This window comes from Blastococcus sp. SYSU DS0669, from assembly GCF_054050895.1.
Genome location: NZ_JBJHAE010000015.1, coordinates 18376 through 40399, shown reverse-complemented (window position 1 = coordinate 40399; position 22024 = coordinate 18376). Strand labels below are relative to the sequence as shown.

General features: G+C 74.2%; 21 protein-coding genes. 8 read left to right on the top strand and 13 right to left on the bottom strand.

Features of this window, described 5'->3' with window-relative positions:
• Nucleotides 1-16 precede the first annotated feature (16 nt).
• From ACI792_RS14915 to ACI792_RS14905, 3 genes are read left to right on the top strand one after another with little or no spacing between them, the layout of a single operon-like run.
• Nucleotides 17-1012 (top strand): TauD/TfdA family dioxygenase, encoded by a 996-nt coding sequence (locus ACI792_RS14915; protein WP_456603272.1) that lies wholly within the window; start codon nt 17-19, stop codon nt 1010-1012.
• On the top strand, nt 1009-2097 hold the full coding sequence (gene sbnB, locus ACI792_RS14910; RefSeq protein ID WP_456603271.1) for a 2,3-diaminopropionate biosynthesis protein SbnB: 1089 nt from the start codon (nt 1009-1011) through the stop codon (nt 2095-2097). Before ACI792_RS14915 ends, sbnB begins: the two co-directional genes overlap by 4 nt.
• On the top strand, nt 2094-2915 hold the full coding sequence (locus tag ACI792_RS14905) for a 4'-phosphopantetheinyl transferase family protein (RefSeq protein ID WP_456603270.1): 822 nt from the start codon (nt 2094-2096) through the stop codon (nt 2913-2915). Before sbnB ends, ACI792_RS14905 begins: the two co-directional genes overlap by 4 nt.
• Here the strand turns inward: ACI792_RS14905 and ACI792_RS14900 are convergent.
• From ACI792_RS14900 to ACI792_RS14855, 10 genes are all read right to left on the bottom strand, one after another.
• Nucleotides 2867-3184: a hypothetical protein gene (locus ACI792_RS14900; protein ID WP_456603269.1), complete on the bottom strand. Its 318-nt coding sequence runs from the start codon at nt 3182-3184 to the stop codon at nt 2867-2869. The genes ACI792_RS14905 and ACI792_RS14900 overlap by 49 nt on opposite strands.
• A gap of 6 nt (nt 3185-3190) precedes the next feature.
• Nucleotides 3191-4609, bottom strand: coding sequence for an FAD-binding oxidoreductase (locus ACI792_RS14895; protein WP_456603268.1), 1419 nt, complete (start codon nt 4607-4609; stop codon nt 3191-3193).
• Nucleotides 4606-6102, bottom strand: a complete 1497-nt coding sequence (mqo, locus tag ACI792_RS14890; RefSeq protein ID WP_456603267.1) for a malate dehydrogenase (quinone) — start codon at nt 6100-6102, stop codon at nt 4606-4608. The genes ACI792_RS14895 and mqo overlap by 4 nt, the downstream gene beginning before the upstream one ends.
• An 11-nt stretch (nt 6103-6113) precedes the next feature.
• Nucleotides 6114-7043, bottom strand: a complete 930-nt coding sequence (locus ACI792_RS14885; RefSeq protein ID WP_456582332.1) for an AEC family transporter — start codon at nt 7041-7043, stop codon at nt 6114-6116.
• Nucleotides 7040-7903, bottom strand: coding sequence for an ATP-grasp domain-containing protein (locus ACI792_RS14880; protein ID WP_456582333.1), 864 nt, complete (start codon nt 7901-7903; stop codon nt 7040-7042). Before ACI792_RS14880 ends, ACI792_RS14885 begins: the two co-directional genes overlap by 4 nt.
• Nucleotides 7896-9416: an aldehyde dehydrogenase (NADP(+)) gene (locus tag ACI792_RS14875; RefSeq protein ID WP_456603266.1), complete on the bottom strand. Its 1521-nt coding sequence runs from the start codon at nt 9414-9416 to the stop codon at nt 7896-7898. The genes ACI792_RS14880 and ACI792_RS14875 overlap by 8 nt, the downstream gene beginning before the upstream one ends.
• A gap of 21 nt (nt 9417-9437) precedes the next feature.
• The gene (locus ACI792_RS14870; RefSeq protein WP_456603265.1) at nt 9438-10610 is read right to left on the bottom strand and encodes an L-talarate/galactarate dehydratase; all 1173 of its coding nucleotides are present in this window, start codon (nt 10608-10610) and stop codon (nt 9438-9440) included.
• Between the two features lie 17 nt (nt 10611-10627).
• Nucleotides 10628-11959: an enolase C-terminal domain-like protein gene (locus ACI792_RS14865; protein WP_456603264.1), complete on the bottom strand. Its 1332-nt coding sequence runs from the start codon at nt 11957-11959 to the stop codon at nt 10628-10630.
• Nucleotides 11960-11987: 28 nt separating this feature from the next.
• Complete coding sequence (gene kdgD / locus ACI792_RS14860; protein ID WP_456603263.1) at nt 11988-12902, bottom strand: 5-dehydro-4-deoxyglucarate dehydratase; 915 nt, start codon at nt 12900-12902, stop codon at nt 11988-11990.
• Nucleotides 12903-13048: 146 nt separating this feature from the next.
• On the bottom strand, nt 13049-13942 hold the full coding sequence (locus ACI792_RS14855) for a LysR substrate-binding domain-containing protein (protein ID WP_456603262.1): 894 nt from the start codon (nt 13940-13942) through the stop codon (nt 13049-13051).
• Between the two features lie 131 nt (nt 13943-14073).
• Here ACI792_RS14855 and ACI792_RS14850 point away from each other — a divergent pair, with 131 nt between their 5' ends.
• The 4 genes from ACI792_RS14850 to ACI792_RS14835 are packed head-to-tail and all read left to right on the top strand — an operon-like array spanning nt 14074 to nt 17594.
• Nucleotides 14074-15084, top strand: coding sequence for a tripartite tricarboxylate transporter substrate binding protein (locus ACI792_RS14850; RefSeq protein ID WP_456582339.1), 1011 nt, complete (start codon nt 14074-14076; stop codon nt 15082-15084).
• The gene (locus ACI792_RS14845; protein ID WP_456603261.1) at nt 15081-15680 is read left to right on the top strand and encodes a tripartite tricarboxylate transporter TctB family protein; all 600 of its coding nucleotides are present in this window, start codon (nt 15081-15083) and stop codon (nt 15678-15680) included. The genes ACI792_RS14850 and ACI792_RS14845 overlap by 4 nt, the downstream gene beginning before the upstream one ends.
• Nucleotides 15681-15690: 10 nt before the next feature.
• Nucleotides 15691-17208 (top strand): tripartite tricarboxylate transporter permease, encoded by a 1518-nt coding sequence (locus tag ACI792_RS14840; protein ID WP_456603260.1) that lies wholly within the window; start codon nt 15691-15693, stop codon nt 17206-17208.
• Entirely contained in the window at nt 17205-17594 is a 390-nt protein-coding gene (locus ACI792_RS14835; RefSeq protein ID WP_456603259.1) for a universal stress protein, read from the top strand. The genes ACI792_RS14840 and ACI792_RS14835 overlap by 4 nt, the downstream gene beginning before the upstream one ends.
• Nucleotides 17595-17678: 84 nt before the next feature.
• On the opposite strand, the gene ACI792_RS14830 is transcribed toward ACI792_RS14835, so the two are convergent.
• The 3 genes from ACI792_RS14830 to ACI792_RS14820 form a co-directional block, all read right to left on the bottom strand.
• Entirely contained in the window at nt 17679-18233 is a 555-nt protein-coding gene (locus ACI792_RS14830) for a hypothetical protein (protein WP_456603258.1), read from the bottom strand.
• Nucleotides 18234-18385: 152 nt separating this feature from the next.
• Nucleotides 18386-20065: an alpha-amylase family protein gene (locus ACI792_RS14825; protein WP_456603257.1), complete on the bottom strand. Its 1680-nt coding sequence runs from the start codon at nt 20063-20065 to the stop codon at nt 18386-18388.
• Entirely contained in the window at nt 20062-21105 is a 1044-nt protein-coding gene (locus tag ACI792_RS14820) for a TIGR03885 family FMN-dependent LLM class oxidoreductase (RefSeq protein ID WP_456603256.1), read from the bottom strand. Before ACI792_RS14820 ends, ACI792_RS14825 begins: the two co-directional genes overlap by 4 nt.
• Nucleotides 21106-21236: 131 nt before the next feature.
• On the opposite strand from ACI792_RS14820, the gene ACI792_RS14815 reads away from it, so the two are divergent.
• Complete coding sequence (locus tag ACI792_RS14815) at nt 21237-22013, top strand: sulfite exporter TauE/SafE family protein (RefSeq protein WP_456582346.1); 777 nt, start codon at nt 21237-21239, stop codon at nt 22011-22013.
• The last annotated feature ends 11 nt before the right edge of the window (nt 22014-22024 follow it).

Genomic DNA, 22024 nt, shown 5'->3' with positions numbered 1-22024 from the left:
CGGAAGGAAGTCCGCCATGTCCGCGATCCCCACGGTGTCCCCCGACCTGCGGCCCGGGCCGGGGGCACTGCCGGTCCTCCGCGTCCCGCCCGACGAGCCGGCGCGGTGGGGCAGCCAGAACCGTGACACCGTCCGGGCGCTGGTGGCCGAGCACGGCGTCCTGCTGGTCCGCGGGCTGAGGATCCGGACGGCGGCGGACGTCGCCCTGCTGGCCGGCCGGCTCGGCTCCGGGCCGATGACCGAGCGCGAGGCCTTCGCCGCGCGCGAGGCGGACGCCGAGGGCGCGTACCCGTCGACGCCGTGGCCGGCGAACCAGCCGATGTGCATGCACCACGAGCTGAGCTACACCTCCGCTCCTCCCGGCCTGCTGCTCTTCGGCTGCCTGACCGCGCCGGAGACCGGCGGCGCCACCGCCGTGGCGGACGCCGCTGCCGTGCTGGCCGACCTGCCGCCGGATCTGCGGGCGCGCGCCGAGCGGTACGGCTGGGTGCTCGAGCGCACGTACAACGAGGAGATCGGCGCGTCCTGGGCCGACGCGTTCGGCACCGACGACCCGGCCGGGGTGGACGCCTACTGCCGGTCGGCCGGGATCGAGGCCGACTGGCGCCCCGACGGCACGCTGCGCACGCGGCAGCACCGTCCCGCCGTCGTGACCCACCCGGTCGGCGGCCGGCGCTGCTGGTTCAACCAGATGGCCTTCCTCAGCGAGTGGACGCTGCTGCCGGAGGTGCGCGACTTCCTCGTCGACGAGTACGGTCCCGACGGCCTGCCGTTCACCACCCGGTTCGGGGACGGCAGCCCGGTGGGGCCGGACGAGGTGGCCGCGATCAACGAGGTCTACGACTCGCACACGCGCCGGGAACCGTGGCAGGCGGGTGACCTGCTGCTGGTCGACAACGTGCGCACGGCGCACGGCCGTGAACCCTTCACCGGCCCGCGGGAGGTGGTCGTCGCGCTGACCGACCCGGTCCGCGTCGACGCCGCCGGCACCACCGAGGGCGGTGCGCGATGACCGACGTCCGCAGCGCGCCGTCGCCCCTGCCGTCGTCGGCCGAGCTGCCGGGACCGGGGCCGGCCGCGCCGCCGCCCTTCGCGATCGTGCCCGGCGCCCAGGTCGCCTCCGTGCTGCGCGGCAGGGAGCGGGAGGTGGTCGCGCTGGTCGAGGAGACCTACCGGCTGCACGGGGACGGTGCCACCGTGAACCCGCCGTCGTACTTCCTGCGTTTCCCGGACCGGCCGACGTCACGGATCATCGCCCTGCCCGCGTCCCTCGGGGGCGACGCGCCCGTCGACGGCCTGAAGTGGATCTCCAGCTTCCCCGGGAACGTGGCCTCGGGGCTGCCCCGGGCCTCCGCGGTGCTGATCCTCAACGACCCGGCCACCGGCTACCCGTACGCCTGCATGGAGTCCTCCATCATCAGCGCGGCGCGCACCGCGGCCTCGGCCGCGGCGGCCGCCGAGCGGCTCAGCCGGGGCCGGCCGCGGCCCCTGCGCGCCGGGTTCGTCGGCGCCGGGCTGATCGCCCGCTACGTGCACACCTACCTGGCCGCCACGGGGTGGGCCTTCGAGGAGATTGGGGTCCACGACCTGGACCGGGGCAGCGCTGAGGGGTTCCGCGGCTACCTGGAGCGCTCCGGCTCACCCGGCCACGTCACCGTCCACGACGACCTCGAGTCGGTCGTCCGGGACAGCGACCTGCTCGTGTTCGCCACCGTCGCGGGCGCTCCGTACGTGCACGACCCGGCGTGGTTCGGGCACGCACCGGTGGTGCTCCACGTGTCCCTGCGCGACCTCGCCCCCGCGGTGCTGCTCGAGGCCACCAACGTCGTCGACGACGTCGAGCACTGCCTGAAGGCGCAGACCTCCCCGCACCTGACCGAGCAGCTGACCGGCAGCAGGGACTTCCTCCTCGGGACGCTGGCCGACGTCCTCGAGGAGCGGATCGCGGTGCCCCCCGACCGGACCGTCGTCTTCTCGCCGTTCGGCCTCGGCGTGCTCGACCTGGCGGTCGGCCGGTTCGTCCACGACGCCGTGCGGGACAGCGGCGACCTGCGGGTCGTGGACGACTTCTTCACCGAGCTGAAGAGGCACGGGTGAGCGCAGCGGCGGCACGGACCGCCGTCCGGCCGGCCCTCGGCGCGCTGCCCCCGCTGGCACCGGGGAGCTGCCAGGTGTGGTGGGTCCGCGCCGGCGAGGTCCGCCCCGAGCACGACGAGCTGCTGGACGACGACGACGTCGCCCGGCGCGCGCGGTTGCACCGTCCCGCGGACCGGCAGCGGACGACGGCGGCGTGGGCGGTCGCCCGCCTGGTGCTGGGCGGGCTCGCCGGCCGGTCGCCCGGGTCGCTCCGGGTCGACCGCACCTGCCGCGCGTGCGGAGCCCAGCACGGCAAGCCGCGCCTGCTCGGCGGCACGGGTCTGCACGTGTCGGTGTCCCACGCCGGGGACCGGGCGGTCGTCGCGGTGAGCCGGGACGCCCCCGTCGGGGTGGACGTCGAGCAGGTCGGCCCGTGGGCGGAGGCCGACCTGGCCGATGTGGCCCGGTTCGTCCTCGCGCCGGAGGAGCGGGCGGTGCTCGCCCGGCATCGGGCCGGGACCCGCGCCGAGGTGTTCACGGCCTACTGGACCCGCAAGGAGGCCGCGGTCAAGGCGACCGGCGCCGGGCTCTCGTCACCGCTGGAGGACATCGTCGTCTCCTCCCCCGCGTCACCTCCGCGGGTGCTGCGCTGGGGTGCGGCGGACGGGGACGTGCCGGCACCTTCGCTCGCGGCGCTCGCCTCGCCAGCCGGCTTCGTCGGCACCGTGGCGGTCCTCGGCCCCACCGCCCCGCGGGTGGTGGAGCACGACGCCGGGCCGCTGCTGCGCCGCTACAGCGACCGGCGGCCGTCCTCGGTCACCGCCCGCAGGCACCGGTAGCCGTAGCCGTAGCCGTAGCCGTAGCCGTAGCCGTAGCCGTAGCCGTCGAGCGTGAGCTGGGCTCGATCCGCCCGCGGCGTAGGTGTTCGCCGGGGCGACGGAGGGTCGTGCACGTCGAGGTCGACGTGGAGGGCGTCCACGCGCGCGGCCACGGCCTCGGCGACGGCTCCGGGATCCAGGGCCTGCTCGGGCGGGAGCCAGGTGAGCCCGGAGCCGTGCAGGACGGCGCGCTGGGCCTCGTCAGGCCCCGGGCCCCCGACGAGCAGCACGTCCGGTCAGCCGGGCAGCACCTTGCCGGGGTTCATCAGGCCGCCGGGGTCGAGCAGCTGCTTGATGCCCCGCATCAGGTCCAGCTCGAGGGCGTCCTTGTAGTCGGCGATGACGTCGCGCTTGGACTGCCCCAGCCCGTGCTCGGCGCTGATGCTGCCGCCGAAGGCGCTCGTCGAGTCGTAGACGACGCGGGCGAGCTCGTCGGCCCGCCGCCGGAAGGCGTCGTCGTCGGCGTCCACCGGCTTGCTCAGGTTGTAGTGCAGGTTGCCGTCGCCGACGTGCCCGTAGGTGACGATCCGGATCCCCGGCACCGCGGCGCGCAGCGCCCGGTCGGTCCGCTCGACGAACGCCGGGATGCTGCTCACCGGGACCGTCACGTCGTGCTTGAGGCTCGGGCCCTCGAAGTTCTGGGCCTCGGAGATCCCCTCGCGCAGCCCCCACAGCGCGGCGGCCTGCGCCGAACCGGAGGCCACGACCGCGTCCTCCGCGACGTCCCGCTCGAACGCCCCACCGAGGGCGGACTCGAGCAACCCGTCCAGGCCGGCGTCGGGCAGCGTGTCGCCGAGCTCCACGAGCACGTACCAGGGGTGGACGGCCCCGAAGAGGTCGCGCGCGCCCGGGCCGTGCCGCAGCACGAACTCCACGCTCTGGCGGGACATGATCTCGAAGCCGGTGAGCCGGTCGCCGCACAGGGCGCGCACGATGCCGAACAGGTCCACGGCCGCCCGGACCGACCCCACGGCCACCCACGCCGTCGCCCGGCTGCGGACGGCCGGGAAGAGCTTCAGCACCGCCGCCGTCACCAGGCCGAGCGTGCCCTCGGCCCCGATGAACACCTGCTTGAGGTCGTAGCCGGTGTTGTCCTTGCGCAGCCCGCGCAGACCGTTCCAGACCCGGCCGTCGGGCAGGACCACCTCCAGCCCGAGCGTGAGGTCGCGCATCGTCCCGTACCGCAGCACCGCGGTGCCCCCGGCGTTCGTGGACAGGTTGCCGCCGATGGTGCAGCTTCCCTCCGAGCCCAGGGAGAGCGGGAAGAGGCAGCCCACGGCGGCGGCCGCCTCCTGCACCGCCTGCAGCACCACGCCGGCCTCCACGGTGATCGTCTGGTCGACCGGGTCGACGGCGCGCACGCGACGCAGGCGGTCCAGCGAGACCACCACCTGACGGCCGGACGCGTCGGGCACGGCTCCCCCGCACAGCCCGGTGTTGCCGCCCTGGGGGACGACGGCCGCGCCCTCCGCCGCGCAGACCCGCACGACCGCGGCCACCTCCTCGGTGCTCGCCGGCCGGACCACGGCCGCCGCGCGGCCCGAGTACGCGCCGCGCCAGTCGCCGAGGTACCCGGCCAGCTGTCCCGGATCGGTGACCAGCCCGGCGTCCCCCACCGCCGCGCGGAGCCGTTCGAGGAGCGCGGAGGCGGTCATGCGGGGGCCTCCCCCGGCTGGTCGGTGGCCGGGTCGAGGCCGAGGACCCGGCGGGCGGCGGACGCCCGTGCGTGCAGCTCCGCCGGATGCGGGCGGCCCGGGCCGGCCGGGGCGATCTCCTGCAGCCGCGGGGCCCACTGCGCCATGCGGCCCGGGAAGCTCGCCGCCAGCACGTCGACCATCGTCGCGGCCGCCGTCGAGGCCCCCGGGGACGCCCCGAGCAGGGCGGCGAGCGATCCCCCGGCCGAGGTGACGACCTCGGTGCCGAAACCGACCACGGCGCCGCGCCCGCCGGACATCTTCAGCACCTGCACCCGCTGCCCGGCCGGGACCAGCTCCCAGTCCCCGGCCTCGGCGGAGGGGACGAACACCCGCAGGGCGTCGAGCCGGGCACGGGGGGTCTGGGCGAGCTGCCGGACCAGGTAGGCCATGAGCGACCGGTTGTCCCGGGCCGACGCGGCGAGCACCGGGAGGTTGCCCGGCCGGACGGAGCGGAGCAGGTCCGTGCGCCGCCCGGTCCGGAGGAATCGCGGGGAGAACGCCGCGAACGGGCCGAAGAGCAGGTGCTCGGCGCCGTCCACCGTGCGGTGGTCCAGGTGCGGAACGGAGATGGTCGGCGCCCCCGGAGCGGCGTGCCCGTAGACCTTGGCCCGGTGGGCGGTCACCAGGTCCGGGCGCGCGGTGCGCAGGAACAGCCCGCTGATCGGGAAGGCGCCGTAGCGGCGCACCTCCGGGACCCGCGCCCGCTGCAGCAGCGGCAGCGTCCCGCCGCCGGCGCCGACGAAGACGTAGGGCGCCCGGAGCCGGCTCTCCGCCCGGGTGGCCGTCTCCCGCACGCCCACCGACCATGTGCCGCCCGTCCGCTCCAGCGCGGTCACCTCGGTCCCCAGCCGCACCGACGCCCCCCGCGACCGTGCCGCGGCGAGGAGTTGCCGGGTCAGCACGCCGAAGTCGACGTCGGTGCCCTGCGACGAGCGCGTGAGGGCGACGGGCCCGTCGTCGGGCCGGTCGGCGAACACCAGCGGCAGCCAGCGGGCGAGCACGGCGGGGTCGTCGCTGAACAGCGTCCCGGCGAACAGCGGGTGGTCGCGCAACGCCTGCCACCGGCCGCGCAGGTGCGCGACGCCGTCCGCCCCCCGGCCGAAGCCCAGGTGCGGCACCGGGCGGACGAAATCCTTCGCCGGACCGATCCGGCCGCTCGACACCAGGTGCGCCCACAGCACCAGGGAGGCGGCGAACTGCTCGCCGATCTCCACGGCGCGGGAGACGTCGACCGACCCGTCGGCCCGACGGGGGGTGTAGTTGAACTCGCAGAGCCCGGCATGGCCCGTGCCGGCGTTGTTCCAGGCGCTCGAGCTCTCCAGCCCCGCGTCGTCCAACCGCTCGACCACGGCGATCCGCCACCCCGGCTCCAGCTCGCCGAGCAGCGTGGCCAGCGTCGCACTCATGACGCCGCCACCGATGAGCACGGCGTCGAACTCCTCGGTCTCCACGGGAACTCCTTTCATGCCAGCAGCACCGCGATGCCGACGAGGACGGGGACCGACAGCACGGTGCTGAGCAGGATGACGTCCCGCGCCAGCACCGTGCCCCGGTCGTAGGAGGCGGCGTAGACGAAGACGTTCTGCGCGGTGGGCAGCGCGGAGGTGACGGTGACCGCGAGCAGGGCGGTGCCGTCGAGCCCGGCGACCCAGCGGCCGAGCGCGTACGCGACGGCGGGCATCACCAGGTTCTTCAGGACGACGGCCAGCCACACCTGTCCCGCCAGCGCCCCGGCCGCCGGCCGGGGCGCACCGTGCAGGGTCATCCCGTAGGCCAGCAGCGCGGCCGGCACCGCCAGCGCCGCGATGAGCTCGACCGGCTCGAGGACCACCCCGGGCAGGTCCAGCCCGCTGGCCGCCAGCAGCAGGCCGAGCGCGCACCCGATGACGACCGGGGTCCTCAGCGGCGCGAGGACCAACTGCCGCCACGTCGGAGCCTGCTCCCTGCCGGCCCGTGAGCCGGCCAGCACGGCGAGCCCCACGGGCGCCATGACCAGCACCTGGAAGAGCAGGACCGGAGCCACGTAGGAGGCGTTGCCCACGACGTACACCGCCACGGGGATCCCCAGGTTCCCGGCGTTGACGTAGGACGAGGACAGTGCACCGGTGGCGAGGTGCGCCGGAGCGAGGCGCCACCGCCACCACGCCAGGCCGGCGTACAGCAACGCGATCACGACGGCGCTGCCAGCGGTGGCGACCAACGCCAGCGAGGCCACCGTGGCGGTGTCGGCGCGGCCCAGGGTGAGGAAGAGCAACGCCGGCGTGGCGACGAAGAACGACAGCCGGGAGAGGATGCCGGGCGCGTCCGCACCGAGGACGCCGTACCGCCCCACCGCCCAGCCCACGGCGATCACCGCGGCCAGGGCCGCGAAGCCGCCCAGCACCCCGCTCACCGGCTGAGTTCCGCCTCCACCGCGCGCGCGAGGGTCGCGGCGGCCTCCGGCGCCTGGGGCAGGAAGAGGCTCGGCTCGGTGAGCTCCAGCTCCAGGAGCACCGGCCTCCCCGCGTCGTCGGCGACCAGGTCGATCCGGGCGTAGAGCGGCGTCGCCGCGCCGGGCACCAGGTCGCCGATCGCGTCGGACACCGACTGCGCCACCGACCGCTGGGCGGCCGTGGGCGTCACCGGCCGGAGGTCGCCGCGGCTGTCCCGGTCCTGCCGGACGCCCTCGCCGGGCTTCAGCAGGGCGCCCTTGCGCACGGCGTGGGAGAACCGGCCGCCGAGGAACAGCATCGCCGTCTCGCCCCGCTCGTCCACGCTGGGGAGGTAGGGCTGGAGCATCGCCGTGCGCCCGGCCGCGGTCAGCTCGGCGGCGTGCGCCAGCGCCGCCGACCGGTCGCCCCACCGGGCGGTGTCGCGGGACCCCGCGGAGACCGACGGCTTGACCACCCACTCGCGCGCCTCGGGCAGGTCACCGGGACCGGCCGGGTCCCACACCGTCGGCACGACGGGCACCCCGGCCGCCTCCAGGTCGCGCAGGTACACCTTGTCGGTGTTCCAGCGCAGCAGGGCGGCGTCGTTGCGGAGCCGGGGCACCGTGGCCGCCCAGCGCAGGAACTCCTCCCGACGCCAGGCGTAGTCCCAGCACGACCGGACGACGGCGAGGTCGGCGCCGCCCCAGTCCGCGTCGGCGTCGTCCCAGCGGAGGAGGTCCACCTGGTACCCGGCGTCCGCCAACGCCGCGGCGGCGAGCGGCAGGTCCGGGTCCACCCGCAGCCCCCGCTCGGAGGAGACCAGCGCGACCCGTTCAGCCACGGGGCAGCTGCAGCGTCCCGTCGACCCGTCGCGGGATGCGGTCGTAGCCGTCGGTCAGCTCCTCGGGCAGGACCTCCGCCGGGGCCCCCTGCCACGTCACCGGGCGCAGGAAGCGGCGGATCGCCGAGGTCCCCACCGAGGTGTGCTGCGAGTTCGTCGACGGCCACGGCCCACCGTGGTGCTGCGCCCAGGAGACGGCGACCCCGGTCGGGTAGGCGTCGTAGACGATGCGGCCGGCCCGGGTGCGCAACTGCTGGGACACCGCCAGCGGCAGGTCGGTCTCGCCCTCGCCGCGCAGCACCGTGGCCGTGAGCGAGGACGGCAGGGCGTCGAACGCGGCGAAGAGCTCGTCCTCGCCGTCGTAGCGGGCCACCACGCTGACCGGGCCGAAGCACTCCTCGGTGACCTCGGCCGGCAGCTCGCGCGCCGACGTGGTGAGCAGCCGCGGGGTCGCCGCGAACCCCGCACCCGACGGCTGCTCCCCGCGGGCGACCTCCTCGACGCCCGGTGCGGCCGCCAGGCCGTCGGAGATGCGGCCGTAGGAGGCGGCGATGCCCTCGTTGAGCAGCACGGGCGCGGCCGCGGCCCGCACCGCCTCGGCCATCGCCCCGACCACGCGGTCGCCCTCGGGGCCGGAGGGCACGAAGGCCAGGCCCGGCTTGGTGCAGAACTGACCACCGCCCAGGGTCACGGAGCCGACCAGCTCGCGGCCGATCGTCTCGCCGCGCTCACCGGCGGCCTGCGGGGTGACGACCAGCGGGTTGAGGCTGGACAGCTCCCCGAAGAAGGGGACGGGGTCGGGACGCCGCTCGATGATCTCCAGCAGCGCGCGCCCGCCGTTGACCGATCCGGTGAAGCCGACGGCGCGGATCGCGGGGTGGGCGACGAGGTCGGCGCCGGCCTGCAGCCCGTGCACGATGCCGAGGGTGCCGTCGGGGGCACCGGCCTCGGCCGCGGCCTCGGCCAGCACCTCGAACACCAGCTGCGACGTCGCCGGGTGGGAGCCGTGCGCCTTGACCACCACGGGGCAGCCCGCGGCCAGCGCCGACGCGGTGTCGCCGCCGGGCACGGAGAAGGCGAGCGGGAAGTTGCTGGCGCCGAAGACGGCGACCGGGCCGATCGGGACGAGCATCCGTCGCAGGTCCGGCCGCGGGCCCATCGGGCTGTCGCCGGCGTGGTCGATGGCGGCCTCCAGGTAGCTGCCCTCCTCCAGCACCTCCGCGAACAGCCGCAGCTGGTAGCAGGTCCGGGTGAGCTCACCGTTCAGCCGGGTCGTCCCGAGGGCGGTCTCGCGGTCGGCGACGGCGACGACGTCCTCCCGCCGGGCCTCCAGCGCGCCGGCCAGGTCGCGCAGCAGGGCGGCGCGGCCGGCCCGGCCGAGGTCGTCCAGCGCGGGCGCGGCGGCCAGCGCCGCCGCGCAGAGGCGGTCCACCTCGGCCGAGGTGGTCTCCTGCGCGACCACCTCGACGGCCTCGCCGGTGCGGGGGTCGGTGCTGACGACGTCAGCGGGCATGGGTTCCTCCTGAGGGGCAGGTCAGCGGGGCGCGTCGACGACGACGCGCTCGACGGTCCAGGCGCGGGCCTGGTCGGTGAGCGTGATGCCCAGCCCGGGGCGGTCGGAGATGTGCATCCGGCCGTCGCGGATCTCCAGGCGCTCGTGGAACAGCGGGTGCAGCCAGTCGAAGTGCTCGACCCACGGCTCGTGCGGGTAGGCCGCGGCGAGGTGGGCGTGGATCTCCATGGCGAAGTGCGGGGCGATCTGCAGGTTCGCGTCGTCGGCGAGGGCGGCCAGCTTGAGGAACTGGGTGATCCCCCCGATCCGCGGCGCGTCGGGCTGCAGGACGTCGACCGCCCCCTGCCGGATCAGCTCCCGGTGCTCGGCGACGCTGGTGAGCATCTCCCCCGTGGCGATCGCGGTGTCCAGCGAGCGGGCCAGCTGGGCGTGCCCCTCGGCGTCGTAGGCGTCCAGCGGCTCCTCGATCCACACGAGGTCGAACTCCTCGAGGCGCCGGCTCACGCGCATCGCGGTGGGCCGGTCCCACTGCTGGTTGGCGTCGACCATGAACGGCACCCCGTCGCCGAGGTGCTCACGGACGGCGCGGACCCGGCGCAGGTCCTCCGCCGAGTCCGGCAGCCCGACCTTGATCTTGATCCCGCCGACGCCGCTCTCCAGCGTCCGGGTGGCGTTGTCCTTGACCTGCTCGACCGACTCGTGCAGGAAGCCCCCGGAGGTGTTGTAGCAGCGCACCGAGTCCCGGTGGGCGCCCAGCAGCTTGGCCAGCGGCAACCCGGCCCGCTTGGCCTTGAGGTCCCACAGCGCGACGTCGATCGCCGCGATCGCCTGCGTGGAGGCGCCGCTGCGGCCCACCGAGGCGCCCGCCCAGACCAGCTTGGTCCAGAGCCGGGCGATGTCGCTGGGGTCCTCCCCGATCAGGTCGGGGGCGATCTCGCGGGCGTGCGCGAACTGGGCCGGTCCGCCCGCGCGCTTGGAGTAGCTGAACCCGATCCCCTCGAGACCGGCCTCGGTGCGGATCTCCGCGAAGAGGAAGACGACCTCGGTCATCGCGCGCTGCCGGCCGGTGAAGACCTTGGCGTCGCTGATCGCCGTCGCCAGCGGCAGCGTGACCGAGGAGAGCGCGACCGACTCGATGCGGTCGAGGACCGCCGGTGCGCTGCTGGGTCGCAGGACGGGCACGGTGCTGGTCACGGGTTCCTCCGGAGCGGTCAGCGGACGAGGCAGGGGCGCTTGGGGTCGAACGCCCAGCCGGGGACGAGGTACTGCATGGCGACGGCGTCGTCACGGGCCCCGAGCCCGTGCTCGAGGTACAGCTGGTGCGCGGCCTCGAGCGCCTCGCGGTCCAGCTCGACGCCGAGACCCGGGGCGGTGGGCACCTCGATGGCGCCGTCGCGGATCTGCAGCGGCTCGCGGGTGAGCCCCTGCCCGTCCTGCCAGATCCAGTGGGTGTCCAGCGCGGTGATCTCCCCCGGCGCGGCGGCGCCGACGTGGGTGAACATCGCCAGCGAGACGTCGAAGTGGTTGTTGGAGTGGGAGCCCCAGGTCAGCCCGAAGTCGCTGCAGAGCTGCGCGACCCGCACCGAGCCGCGCATCGTCCAGAAGTGCGGGTCGGCCAGCGGGATGTCGACGGCGTTGGTCCGCACGGCGTGCGCCATCTGCCGCCAGTCCGTGGCGATCATGTTGGTCGCCGTGGGCAGCCCCGTGGCGCGGCGGAACTCGGCCATCACCTCGCGACCCGAGAAGCCGCCCTCGGCGCCGCACGGGTCCTCGGCGTAGGCCAGCACGCCGTGCAGGTCGCGGCACAGCCGGACGGCGTCGGCGAGCAGCCAGCCGCCGTTCGGGTCGAGGGTGATGCGGGCGTCGGGGAACCGCTCGGCCAGCGCGCGGACCGCGGCGACCTCCTCCTCCCCCGGGAGCACGCCACCCTTGAGCTTGAAGTCTCCGAACCCGTACCGGGCCTGCGCGGCCTCGGCCAGGGCCACCACCGCCTCGGGGGTGAGCGCCGGCTCACGCCGCAGCTTCGCCCAGTCGTCGGCCGGGTCGACCTCGGCCAGGTACGGCAGGTCGGTCGCGGTGCGGTCACCGACGTAGAAGAGGTAGCCGAGCATCGGGACGGAGTCGCGCTGCTGCCCCTCCCCCAGCAGCTCGGCGACCGGCACCCCGAGGTGCTGGCCCAGCAGGTCCAGGAGCGCCGACTCCAGCGCGGTGACGGCGTGGATCGTCGTCCGCAGGTCGAAGGTCTGCAGGCCCCGGCCACCGGCGTCGCGGTCGGCGAAGGTGGCCGCGACCTCCCGGAGGAGGCGCCCGTAGGTCGCGACCGGCTGCCCCACCAGCAGGGCTGCGGCGTCCTCGATGGTGCGCTGGATCGCCGCACCGCCGGGCACCTCGCCGACGCCCGTCCGGCCCTCGCTGTCGGTGACGATGGCGATGTTGCGGGTGAAGAACGGGCCGTGCGCGCCGCTGAGGTTGAGCAGCATGCTGTCGTGCCCTGCGACGGGGACCACCTCGACGGCGGCCACCGTCGGTGTGCGATCGGTCATCGGTCCTCCTCCTGCCTCGTCCGTGGTCTCAGGAGACTTTGGAGACGAGCGCCGTCAGCTCGGCGAGCTCCGCCTCGGTCAGGTCGGTGAGCGGCGGGCGGACCCGGCCGCCGTCCCGGCCGACCGCGGTCAGCCCGGCCTTGACGATGGAGACCGCGTAGCCCTTCGTGCGGTCGCGGATGTCGATGTAGGGCAGCACGAAGTCGTTCAGCATGGCGTAGACGGCGGCGCGGTCCTGGGCGCGCACGGCGGCGTAGAACTTCAGCGCGAACTCGGGCAGGAAGTTGTACAACGCCGATGAGTACGTGGTCACGCCCAGCTCCAGCAGCGGCAGGGCGAAGGTCTCGGCCGTGGGCAGCCCGCCGACGTAGATCAGCCGGTCGCCCACACGGGCGTAGGTGCGGGTCATCTGCTCGATGTCGCCGATGCCGTCCTTGAGCCCGATCAGGTTGGGGTTGCGCTCGGCCACCTCGGCGACGGTGACGTCGCTGAGCACGGCGTTGGCCCGGCTGTAGACGATCACCCCGAGCTCGGTGGCCCGGCAGACGGCGCTGATATGCTCGACGAGCCCGCGCTGGCTGGCCTCGGTCAGGTACGGCGGGAAGAGCAGCAGGCCGGAGGCGCCGGCGGCCTCCGCCGCGCGGGCCTGGGCCACCGACACCGCCGTCCCGCCGGTGGCCGGGGCGATGACCGGGACCGCACCGGCGACCTCGTCGACCGCGACGCGCACCACCCGGTCCATCTCCTCGGAGGTCAGCGAGAACCCCTCGCCGGTGCCTCCGGCCGCGAACAGGCCGGCCACGTCGAAACTCGCCTGCCACGCCAGGTGGGCGCGGTACCGCGCCTCGTCGAACTGCAGGTCGGCGTCGAAGTGGGTCACCGGGAAGGAGAGCAGGCCGGACTTCAACCGGTCAGCGAGAGCGTCCGGGGGCAGCAGCGTCACGGGTGGTTCCTCGGGTCCGACGGGTCCGCCCTCGGCGCTCGGAGCGCTGTGCGGCGGTGGTCGACGTCACGGTAGGAACGGATGACGATGCATGTCCAAGAGCGGTTTCGCATCGCTCGATGCCTCCCGTGCATCGACGGTCGCCGTCACCCCCGGACCGTGTGCCGCGTGAGGACGTCGAGGACCCGGCGCAGCGCCGGGTTCTTCGACTGCCGCGCCCAGAGGAGGTGCAGCTCCACCGGCTCGGGCACCGGCGTCTCCAGCCGCACGAAGCCCACCCCGTCGATCGACAACCGCGCCGCCGACGCCGGCACGAAGGCGATGCCGCGCCCGGCGGCGACCAGCCAGAGCATCGTCAGCACCTGGCTCACGACGTGCACGGCGTTCTCCGAGGCCACCGGCACGACGCCGACCACGAGGTCGTAGAAGTACCGGGCCCGCGTGGGCGAGTGCATGACCACCGGCTCCGCGCCGATGTCGGCGGCGGTCACCGGGCGCCCCAGCTCCAGCAGCCGGTGACCGGTGCGGGCGGCCACGAGCATCGGCTCGCGGTGCAGCAGCCGGGAGCCGAAGCTCTCCGCGTCGAAGGGCGGACGGGCCAGCCCCAGGTCGATCTCCTCGTCCAGCAGCCCGGCGACCTGCTCGCGGGTCACCATCTCGGCGAGGTCGACGTCGACGTCGGGCAGCTCGCGCGCCAGGTCGTTGAGGAGCCCGCCGAGGATGCCGTAGGTGGAGGCGGCCGTGAAGCCGATCCGCACGATGCCGCTGGAGCCCGAGGAGACGCGGCGGGCGACCTCGGGCGCCGTGTCGGCCAGCGCCAGCAGCCGCCGCGCCTCGGTCAGGAAGACCTCGCCCGCGGCCGTCAGGGTGACCCGGCGGTTGTCCCGCTCCAGCAGCTGGGCGCCCACGGCCCGCTCCAGCTTCTGGATCTGCCGGCTCAGCGGCGGCTGGGTCATCTTCAGCCTGGCCGCCGCGCGACCGAAGTGCAGCTCGTCGGCGACGGCGACGAAACCGCGGAGCTGCTCCAAGGTGAACGCCATACCGGCAAGGTATCAATCAATGCAGCATCGGTTTTGGACAGGCATGAAAAGCCGCCCATACAGTCGCCGCACCAGTGACCGCCCTCACAGCGTCGGAACCCTCCGACCGGGCTCTCGACGAGGAGACACAGATGACCCAGATGAACCGGGTTCGCCGCCGGACCGCGGCGGGTCTCGGCGTGGCTGCAGCCCTCGCCCTGACCGCCTGCGGCGGCAACCTCGGCGGCGGCGAGACCGCTGACGCGGAGTCCTTCCCCGACGGTCCGATCACGATCCTGGTGGGCCAGGACCCGGGTGGCAGCACCGACCTGATCGGGCGGGCCGTCGCCGAGGGCATGTCCGACGAGCTCGGCGTCGCGGTCACCGTGGAGAACCGCCCCGGCGCCAACGGCGCGCTCGCGGCCCAGCAGCTGGCCGGGGAGGCACCCGACGGCCAGACGCTGATGATCTTCAACGGCAGCCTGGGGTACATCACCCCGCTGGCCGTCCCCGAGGACGAGGCCGTCGACGTCAACGACTACGAGGTCGTCACGGGCATCTCGCTCGACGACTACGTGCTCGTCACCGCGGCGGGCTCGGGCTTCAGCACCGTCGAGGACCTCGCCGCCGCCGGCCGGCCGGTCACCTTCGGCACCACCGGGGTCGGCACCGGCAGCCAGCTGTCGCAGGAGCTGCTGTTCAACCAGGCCGGCATCGAGGCCACCGCCGTCCCGTTCGACGGCGGTTCGCCGACGCTCACCGCCGTCCTGGGCGGGCAGGTCGACGTCGGCTCCATCCAGCTCGGCGAGGCGATCGAGCGGATCGAGGGTGGCGAGCTGACCCCGATCGTGACCTTCGCCGAGGAGCGCCCGTCCTTCCTGCCGGACACCCCGACCGCAATCGAGGCCGGCTACGACGTCCCGGTGCAGCAGTCCCGCGCCCTGGTGGCGCCGGAGGGCACCCCGGACGAGATCATCGAGCAGCTGCGCGAGGCAGCGCGGGCGGCGTTCGAGACCGACTCCTACCAGGAGTTCAACGAGAACAACCTGCTGACGCCGAACGAGATCGACGGCGAGGAGCTGCAGCAGCGGTGGACGGACAACCTGGAGCAGTACCGCAGCGTGGTCGAGGAGTACGACATCGACCTCGGCGGAGAGCAGTGACCTCTGCCCCCGGCGGGGCGCAGCGCCCCACCGGTCCCGGCGGCCACCCGGCCGCCGGGACCGGCCCGGCGGACCTCGTCGAACGGCTGCACGACGACCCGACGATCGCCGACGCCGACGACCTCGCCGCGGAGCTCACCGCCGAGGAGCGCCCGGAGCCGGCCGGTCCGGTGGCGAACGTGGTCATCGCGCTCGTCGTGGTGTGCCTGGGCATCGCCACGGTGGTCGGGTCGTTCGGCCAGGGCGTCGGCAGCGCATCGGCCCCCGCCGGGGGCACCTGGCCCTTCCTCATCGGTGTCGTGCTGACCGGCCTGGGCCTGGCGCTGCTGCCGCTGGCCCGCCGGACGGCCGACGCGGAGAAGTTCACCCGCGCCAGCTGGCTCGTCGTGGCCGGCATCGCCACGATGGTCGGCTTCGTCGCGGCGATCGGCGTCATCGGCTTCGAGATCCCGGCCACCGCGCTGGTGTTCGTCTGGCTGCGCTTCCTCGGTCGCGAGAGCTGGCGGCTGTCGGTCGTGCTGAGCCTGGCCGTGGTCGTCGCCTTCTACCTGATCTTCGTCGTGGCCCTCTCGGTCCCGATCCCGCACCTGTTCTAGGGAGTTCCCGGTGGATCTGGCCCCGGTGCTGGACGGCTTCACCGTCGTCCTCGAGCCCACGAACCTGCTGTACTGCCTCATCGGCGTCGTCATCGGCATGCTGGTCGGTGTCCTCCCCGGGCTCGGGCCCGCGGCGACGATCGCGATCCTCCTGCCGCTGACCATCGGCATCGACACGGTGACGGCGATCATCATGCTGGCCGGCATCTTCTACGGCGCCCAGTACGGCGGGACGATCACGTCGGTGCTCCTGCGCCTGCCCGGCGAGGCGTCGACCGTGGTGACCGTCTTCGACGGCTACGCCTTGGCCAAGCAGGGCAAGGCCGGGACCGCGCTGGGCATCGCCGCCATCGGCTCGTTCGTCGGCGGCACCATCTCGATCGTGGCGCTGTCCTTCGTCGCGCCGCTCGTCGCCGGCTTCGCCCTGGACTTCGGCCCGCCCGAGTACACCGCCCTCGCGCTGCTCGGCATCCTGCTGGTCTCCACCATCAGCAGCGGCGACCGGATCAAGGCGCTGATCGCCGCCGCCGCCGGGCTGCTGCTGGCGACCGTCGGCCGGGACAGCTTCACCGGCGCGGAGCGCTTCACGTTCGACAACCTGAACCTCGCCGACGGGCTGGACTTCGTGCCGATCGCGATGGGCCTGTTCGGGCTCGGCGAGATCCTGTACGCCCTCGAGGAGCGGCACCACGCGGTGCGCGCGCCCTCCACCGTGGCCAACGTGTGGCCCTCCCGCAAGGACCTGCGCCAGTCCTCCGGCGCCATCGGCCGCGGCTCGGTGCTCGGGTTCTTCCTGGGCATCCTCCCCGGCGGCGGGGCGACGCTCTCGTCCCTGGCCGCCTACTCGCTGGAGAAGCGCCGCTCCAAGACCCCCGAGCGCTTCGGCAAGGGCGCGGTGGAGGGCGTCGCCGCCCCGGAGTCGGCCAACAACGCCGCGGCGACGTCGTCCTTCATCCCGCTGCTCACCCTGGGCATCCCGGCGAACGCGACGATGGCGGTCATCTTCGGCGCGCTCCTGATCCAGGGGGTCACCCCCGGGCCGCGGCTGGTCCAGGACGACCCCGAGCTGTTCTGGGGCGTCGTCAACTCGATGTACATCGGCAACATCCTGCTGCTGATCATGAGCATCCCGCTGGTGGGCCTGTTCGTCCGCATCCTGCGGGTCCGCGCGACGGTGCTGGCGCCCATCACGGTGATGATCACGCTGATCGGCGTCTACACGGTGCGCAACAGCGTCTTCGACATCGGCCTGGTCATCGTCTTCGGCGCCCTGGGCTACCTGATGAAGAAGCTGGGCTTCGACCCGGGGCCGCTCGTGCTGGCCTTCGTGCTCGGGTCGCTGCTGGAGAGCAACCTGCGCCGGTCGCTGCTGATCTTCGAGGGCGACCCCACCGGTTTCCTCACCCGGCCGATCTCGGGGACACTGCTGGCGGTATTCGCCCTCGTCGTCATCGGTCCCCTGCTCTCCCGGCTGCTCCGGCGCCGGCGGGCGGAGACCTCCGACCATCGCGCCAAGGAGCCCGTATGACCGTCCTCGTCGGATTCGTCCCCACCCCGGAGGCCCGCGCGGCTCTCGATGCCGGGATCGCCGAGGCGGCGCGCCGCGGCGAGGGGCTCCTCGTGCTCAACTCCTCGCGCGGGGGCGCCCCGGTCAGCGTGGAGGTCGCCGACGAGGACACCGTCCGCGACATCACCGCCCAGGCCGAGAAGGCCGGCGTCGCGGTCGAGGTCCGGCAGGTGACCCGCGAGGGCGAGGTGGCCGACGAGGTGCTGCGGGTGGCCCGGGAGGTCGACGCCTCGGTCATCGTCATCGGGCTCCGCAAGCGCTCCCCCGTCGGCAAGCTGCTCATGGGCAGCAGCGCCCAGCGGATCCTCCTCGACGCCGACCGCCCGGTCCTCGCCGTCAAGCCCTGAGGGCAAGGCCCACCCGGCGCCCACCGGGGCGCCGATCGTGGTCACGGCAGCGCGGTGACCACGATCGGCGCCCGGCCGCTCAGCTCAGCGGGCGACGTAGGCCGACAGGAACAGCACGAAGGCGCTGACCAGCAGCAGCAGGCGGGCCGGGGTCAGCCCGTTCACCAGCCCCGCCGTCGCCTCCACCCACTGCGGGCGCACACCGGCCTCCCGCGAGCGCTGGCGCACGATGCGCACCTCGTCGGCGAGCAGCACTCCGGCGGCCCCCAGCAGGCCGAGCCCCAGGACGGCGAAGGTCAGCGAGAGCCGGTCGTCGAAGGTCTCCGCCGAGCCGGCGAGCAGCAGGACGGCGACCAGGCCGAGGAGCAGCCCGATGAGGCCGCCGGCCACGGGCGCCCAGGGGCCCATCACGGTCATGGGGCCGCGCCGCGGCTTCCGGGGGGCCGGGCGGACGCCCACCGGCGCAGTGGCGTGCCCGGCGGGTGGCGCCTCCCCGGCGGGGACCGGGGTCGGCTCCGGCGGGGGCGGCACCGGCGCCCCGGTCGGCGTCGCCCCGGCCGACGTGCCGCCACCGGTCGGGGCCCCGGAGCCGTCGGGCCCGGTCGCGGGCAGGGACATGGTCTGGTCTCGTTCGCTCATCGCACTCACCTCACCGGCCACGCTAGGCACAGCCGTCCCCCACGCGGTGCAGGACACCCCGCGCCGGCCACGTGGGCCATCACTCACGCCCCCGGGATGCCGGATCGCAGGTCAGCGGGTAACCGGCCGGCCGCAGCCAGCCACCGCCGCGCTCAGAGCAGCCGCCGGCTGTCCTCCCCGACCACGCGCAGCCAGCGGTAGCCGAAGCCCTCGAGCGCCAGTTCCGCGGCGCCGTCGTCGCCCAGGTCGGTGGTGCAGGACATGAGCAGGTCCTGCAGGCGGTGCCCGCTGCCGCACCCGGGCACGGTGAGCGGCACCGTCCGCGGCTCCGGCCCGAGGTTGTGCAGGGTGACCAGCGCCGCGTCGTCCCAGGTGCACATGAGGGCCAGCACCGCGGCGTGCGGCTGCTCCAGGACGGCGAACTCCCCCCAGCCGAGCTCCGGCGATTCGCGGTAGCGCCGGATCAGCAGCTTCATGAACGACAGCAGCGACTCCGGGTCACGGCGCTGGTCGGCGACGTTGACGAACTCGGGCCCGAAGCCACCGTCGACGACCGGCCGGGTCAGCTGGTCGGCCGGAGCGCGGGAGAACCCGCCGTTGGCGCCGCCGGTCCACTGCATCGGGGTGCGCACCGACAGCCGGCTGCCGGCCGAGAGGTCCTCCCCCATGCCGATCTCCTCGCCGTAGAAGAGCACCGGCGTGCCCGGCAGGGCGAACAGCAAGCTGTAGACCATCCGCACCCGGCGCGGGTCGCCCGACAGCATCGGGGGCAGCCGCCGGATCAGGCCCCGGTCGTAGACCTGCATCTCCGGCTCGGGGCCGAAGGCGGCGAAGACCTCCGCGCGCTCGTCGTCGGAGAGCTTGTCCAGGGTCAGCTCGTCGTGGTTGCGGACGAACGTCCCCCACTGGCTGTCGGAGGAGATCTCCGGGCGGGCAGCCAGCGAGGCGGCGAGCGGCCCCGCGTCGCCGCGGGCCAGCGACAGGTAGGTGCGCTGCATGGTGTTGAAGTCGAACTGCATGGTCAGCTCGTCACCGTCCCCGCCGCCGAAGAAGTCCACCTGCTGCTCGAAAGGCAGGTTGACCTCGCCCAGCAGCACACCGGAACCGGTCCGTCGGCCGAGGAAGGCGCGCAGGGCGCGCAGGTACTCGTGCGGGTCGGGGAACCGCGCCGCCGTCTCCTCGTCCATCCCGGCGGTCTCCAGCAGGAAGGGCACGGCGTCGACCCGGAAGCCCGAGAGCCCCAGCTGCAGCCAGAAACCCATGATCTTCGCGATCTCGTCCCGGACCTTCGGGTTGGCGACGTTCAGGTCGGGCTGCTCGGAGTAGAAGCGGTGCAGGTACCACTCGCCGGTCTCCGGGCTGTGCGTCCAGATGCCGCCCTCGGCGTCGGGGAAGACCACCTGGTCGCTGGTGTCCGGCGGCTCGTCCGCGCGCCAGACGTAGAAGTCGCGGTACGGGGAGTCCTTGCTCTCCTTCGCCGACCGGAACCACGGGTGCTGGTCGGAGGTGTGGTTGACCACGAGGTCGGCGATCACCCTCATCCCGCGGTCGTTCGCCGTCCGGACCACTTCGACGAGGTCGCCGAAGTCGCCCAGCCGCGGGTCCACGCCGTAGTAGTCGGTGATGTCGTAGCCGTCGTCCCGCCCGGCCGTCGGGTAGAAGGGCATCAGCCACAGGCAGGTGACGCCGAGGTCGGCGAGGTGGTCCAGCCGCTGCGCCAGGCCCTGCAGGTCGCCGACGCCGTCGCCGTTCCAGTCCATGAAGGTCTCGACGTCCAGGCAGTAGACGACGGCGTTCTTCCACCAGAGGTCGGACGTGTCGGTGATCCTCACGGCGCGGGCACCGGGGCGACGTGCGGACGGCGGTTCTCGGCCGGGCCGGGCGGGTCGATGGCGGCCACCGGCCGGGGTCGCTCGAGGTCGAACTGCGGGAGCACCCGTTCGCCGAAGGCGTCGAGGAACGGGCGCTGCTCCTGGCCGACGTGGTGCAGGTACACTTGGTCGAAGCCGAGCTCCAGGTACTCGGCGATCCAGGCCGCGTGCTGCCCGAGGTCGGCCGAGATCCGGACCGGGCCGTGCATGTCCTGCGGCGTCACGTGCGCGCTGGCCTGCTCGAAGGCCTCCGGGCTGTCGAGGTCCCAGCACAGCGGCGGCGGGAAGACGTTGCTGCGCCACTGGTCGTGCGCGACCGCCACCGCGCGGTCGGGGTCGGGGTCCCAGGACACGTGCACCTGGAGGGCGAGGGTCCCCTGCCCGCCGGCGTCCCGGTAGGCGGCGACCATCTCGCGCAGCTTCTCGTGCGGCTGGTTGATGGTGACCAGCCCGTCGGCCCAGTCGGCGCCGTTGCGGGCGGTGGCCACGCTGACCGCGGGGCAGATCAGGGCCGGCTGGGGATCGGCCAGCGTGTAGAGCTTCGCGCGGTCCACGGTGACCAGCCCGTCGTGGCTCACCTCCTCCCCCGCGAGCAGGGCGCGGATGACCTCGACGCACTCCCGCAGCCGCGCGTCCCGGACGTCCTTGCGCGGCCACGCGTCGCCGGTGACGTGCTCGTTCATCGCCTCGCCGCTGCCCAGCGCCACCCAGAACCGGCCGGGGAACATCGCGCCCAGGGTGGCGATCGCCTGGGCGACGATCACCGGGTGGTAGCGCTGCCCGGGCGCGTTCACCGCCCCGAACGGCAGCGACGTGGTCGCCATCGCGGCCCCGAGCCACGACCACGCGAACGCCGACTCCCCTTGCCGCGGGTTCCAGGGGGTGAGGTGGTCGGAGCACATGGCGGCGGTGAAGCCGACCTCCTCGGCGTGCCGGACGTCGTCCAGCAGCGCCGCGGGGTGGACCTGCTCGTGCGAGTTGTGGAACCCGAGGACGGTCATGCGTCCTGCCTACCGAGGTTCGGGCCCGACGGCGACCGCAGCGGGGCAGGCCACCGGGTGTGAGCCGTCCGACACAGTCCCGCAGCGGCGGCCCCGGGCGGTGTCGTGCGACCCTTCCCGGCGATGACCAGATGAGCGGGTGGGAGATGCTCGCGGTGGCCGCGGCCGGCTTCGCGGCCGGTGGCATCAACGCCGTCGTCGGCTCCGGCACCCTCGTCAGCTTCCCGGTGCTCCTGGCGGTGGGGCTCCCCCCGGTGCCGGCCACCATCACCAACTCCCTCGGCCTGGTCGCCGGCAACCTCAGCGGATCCATCGGCTACCGCCGCGAGCTCCGCGGCCAGCGACGGCTGCTGCTGAGCCTCCTGCCCGCCTCCGTCCTGGGCGCGCTCACCGGGGCCTTCCTGCTGCTCACCCTGCCGGCCGCGGCGTTCGAGGCGATCGTGCCGGCCCTCATCGGGCTCGCCGTGGTCCTGGTGGTGCTCGGGCCGCGGGTCCAGCGCCGGCTCCCCGCCCGGCCGGAGGACGGCACGGCGCCGCCGGTCAGGGGCGGGCGGCTGGCCGCCTGCTTCGCCGGCGCCTACTTCACCGGCACCTACGGCGGCTACTTCGCCGCCAGCCAGGGCGTGCTGCAGATCGGCATCTTCGGGCTGCTGCTGCGCGAGCCGCTGCAGCGCCTCAACGCCCTCAAGAACGTGCTCACGCTGGCGGTCAACGCCGTCGCCGCCGGCGCCTACGTCGTCGTCGCGCCCGACCGCATCGTCTGGTCGGCCGCCGCGCTGCTGTCCGTGGGGTCGCTGCTCGGCGCCGCGGTCAGCTCCCGCTACGGCCGGCGGCTGCCTTCCGCCGTGCTGCGGACGGCGATCGTCGTGCTGGGGCTGGTGGCGATCGTGGTGGTGGTGACCGGATGAGCGCCGAAGCC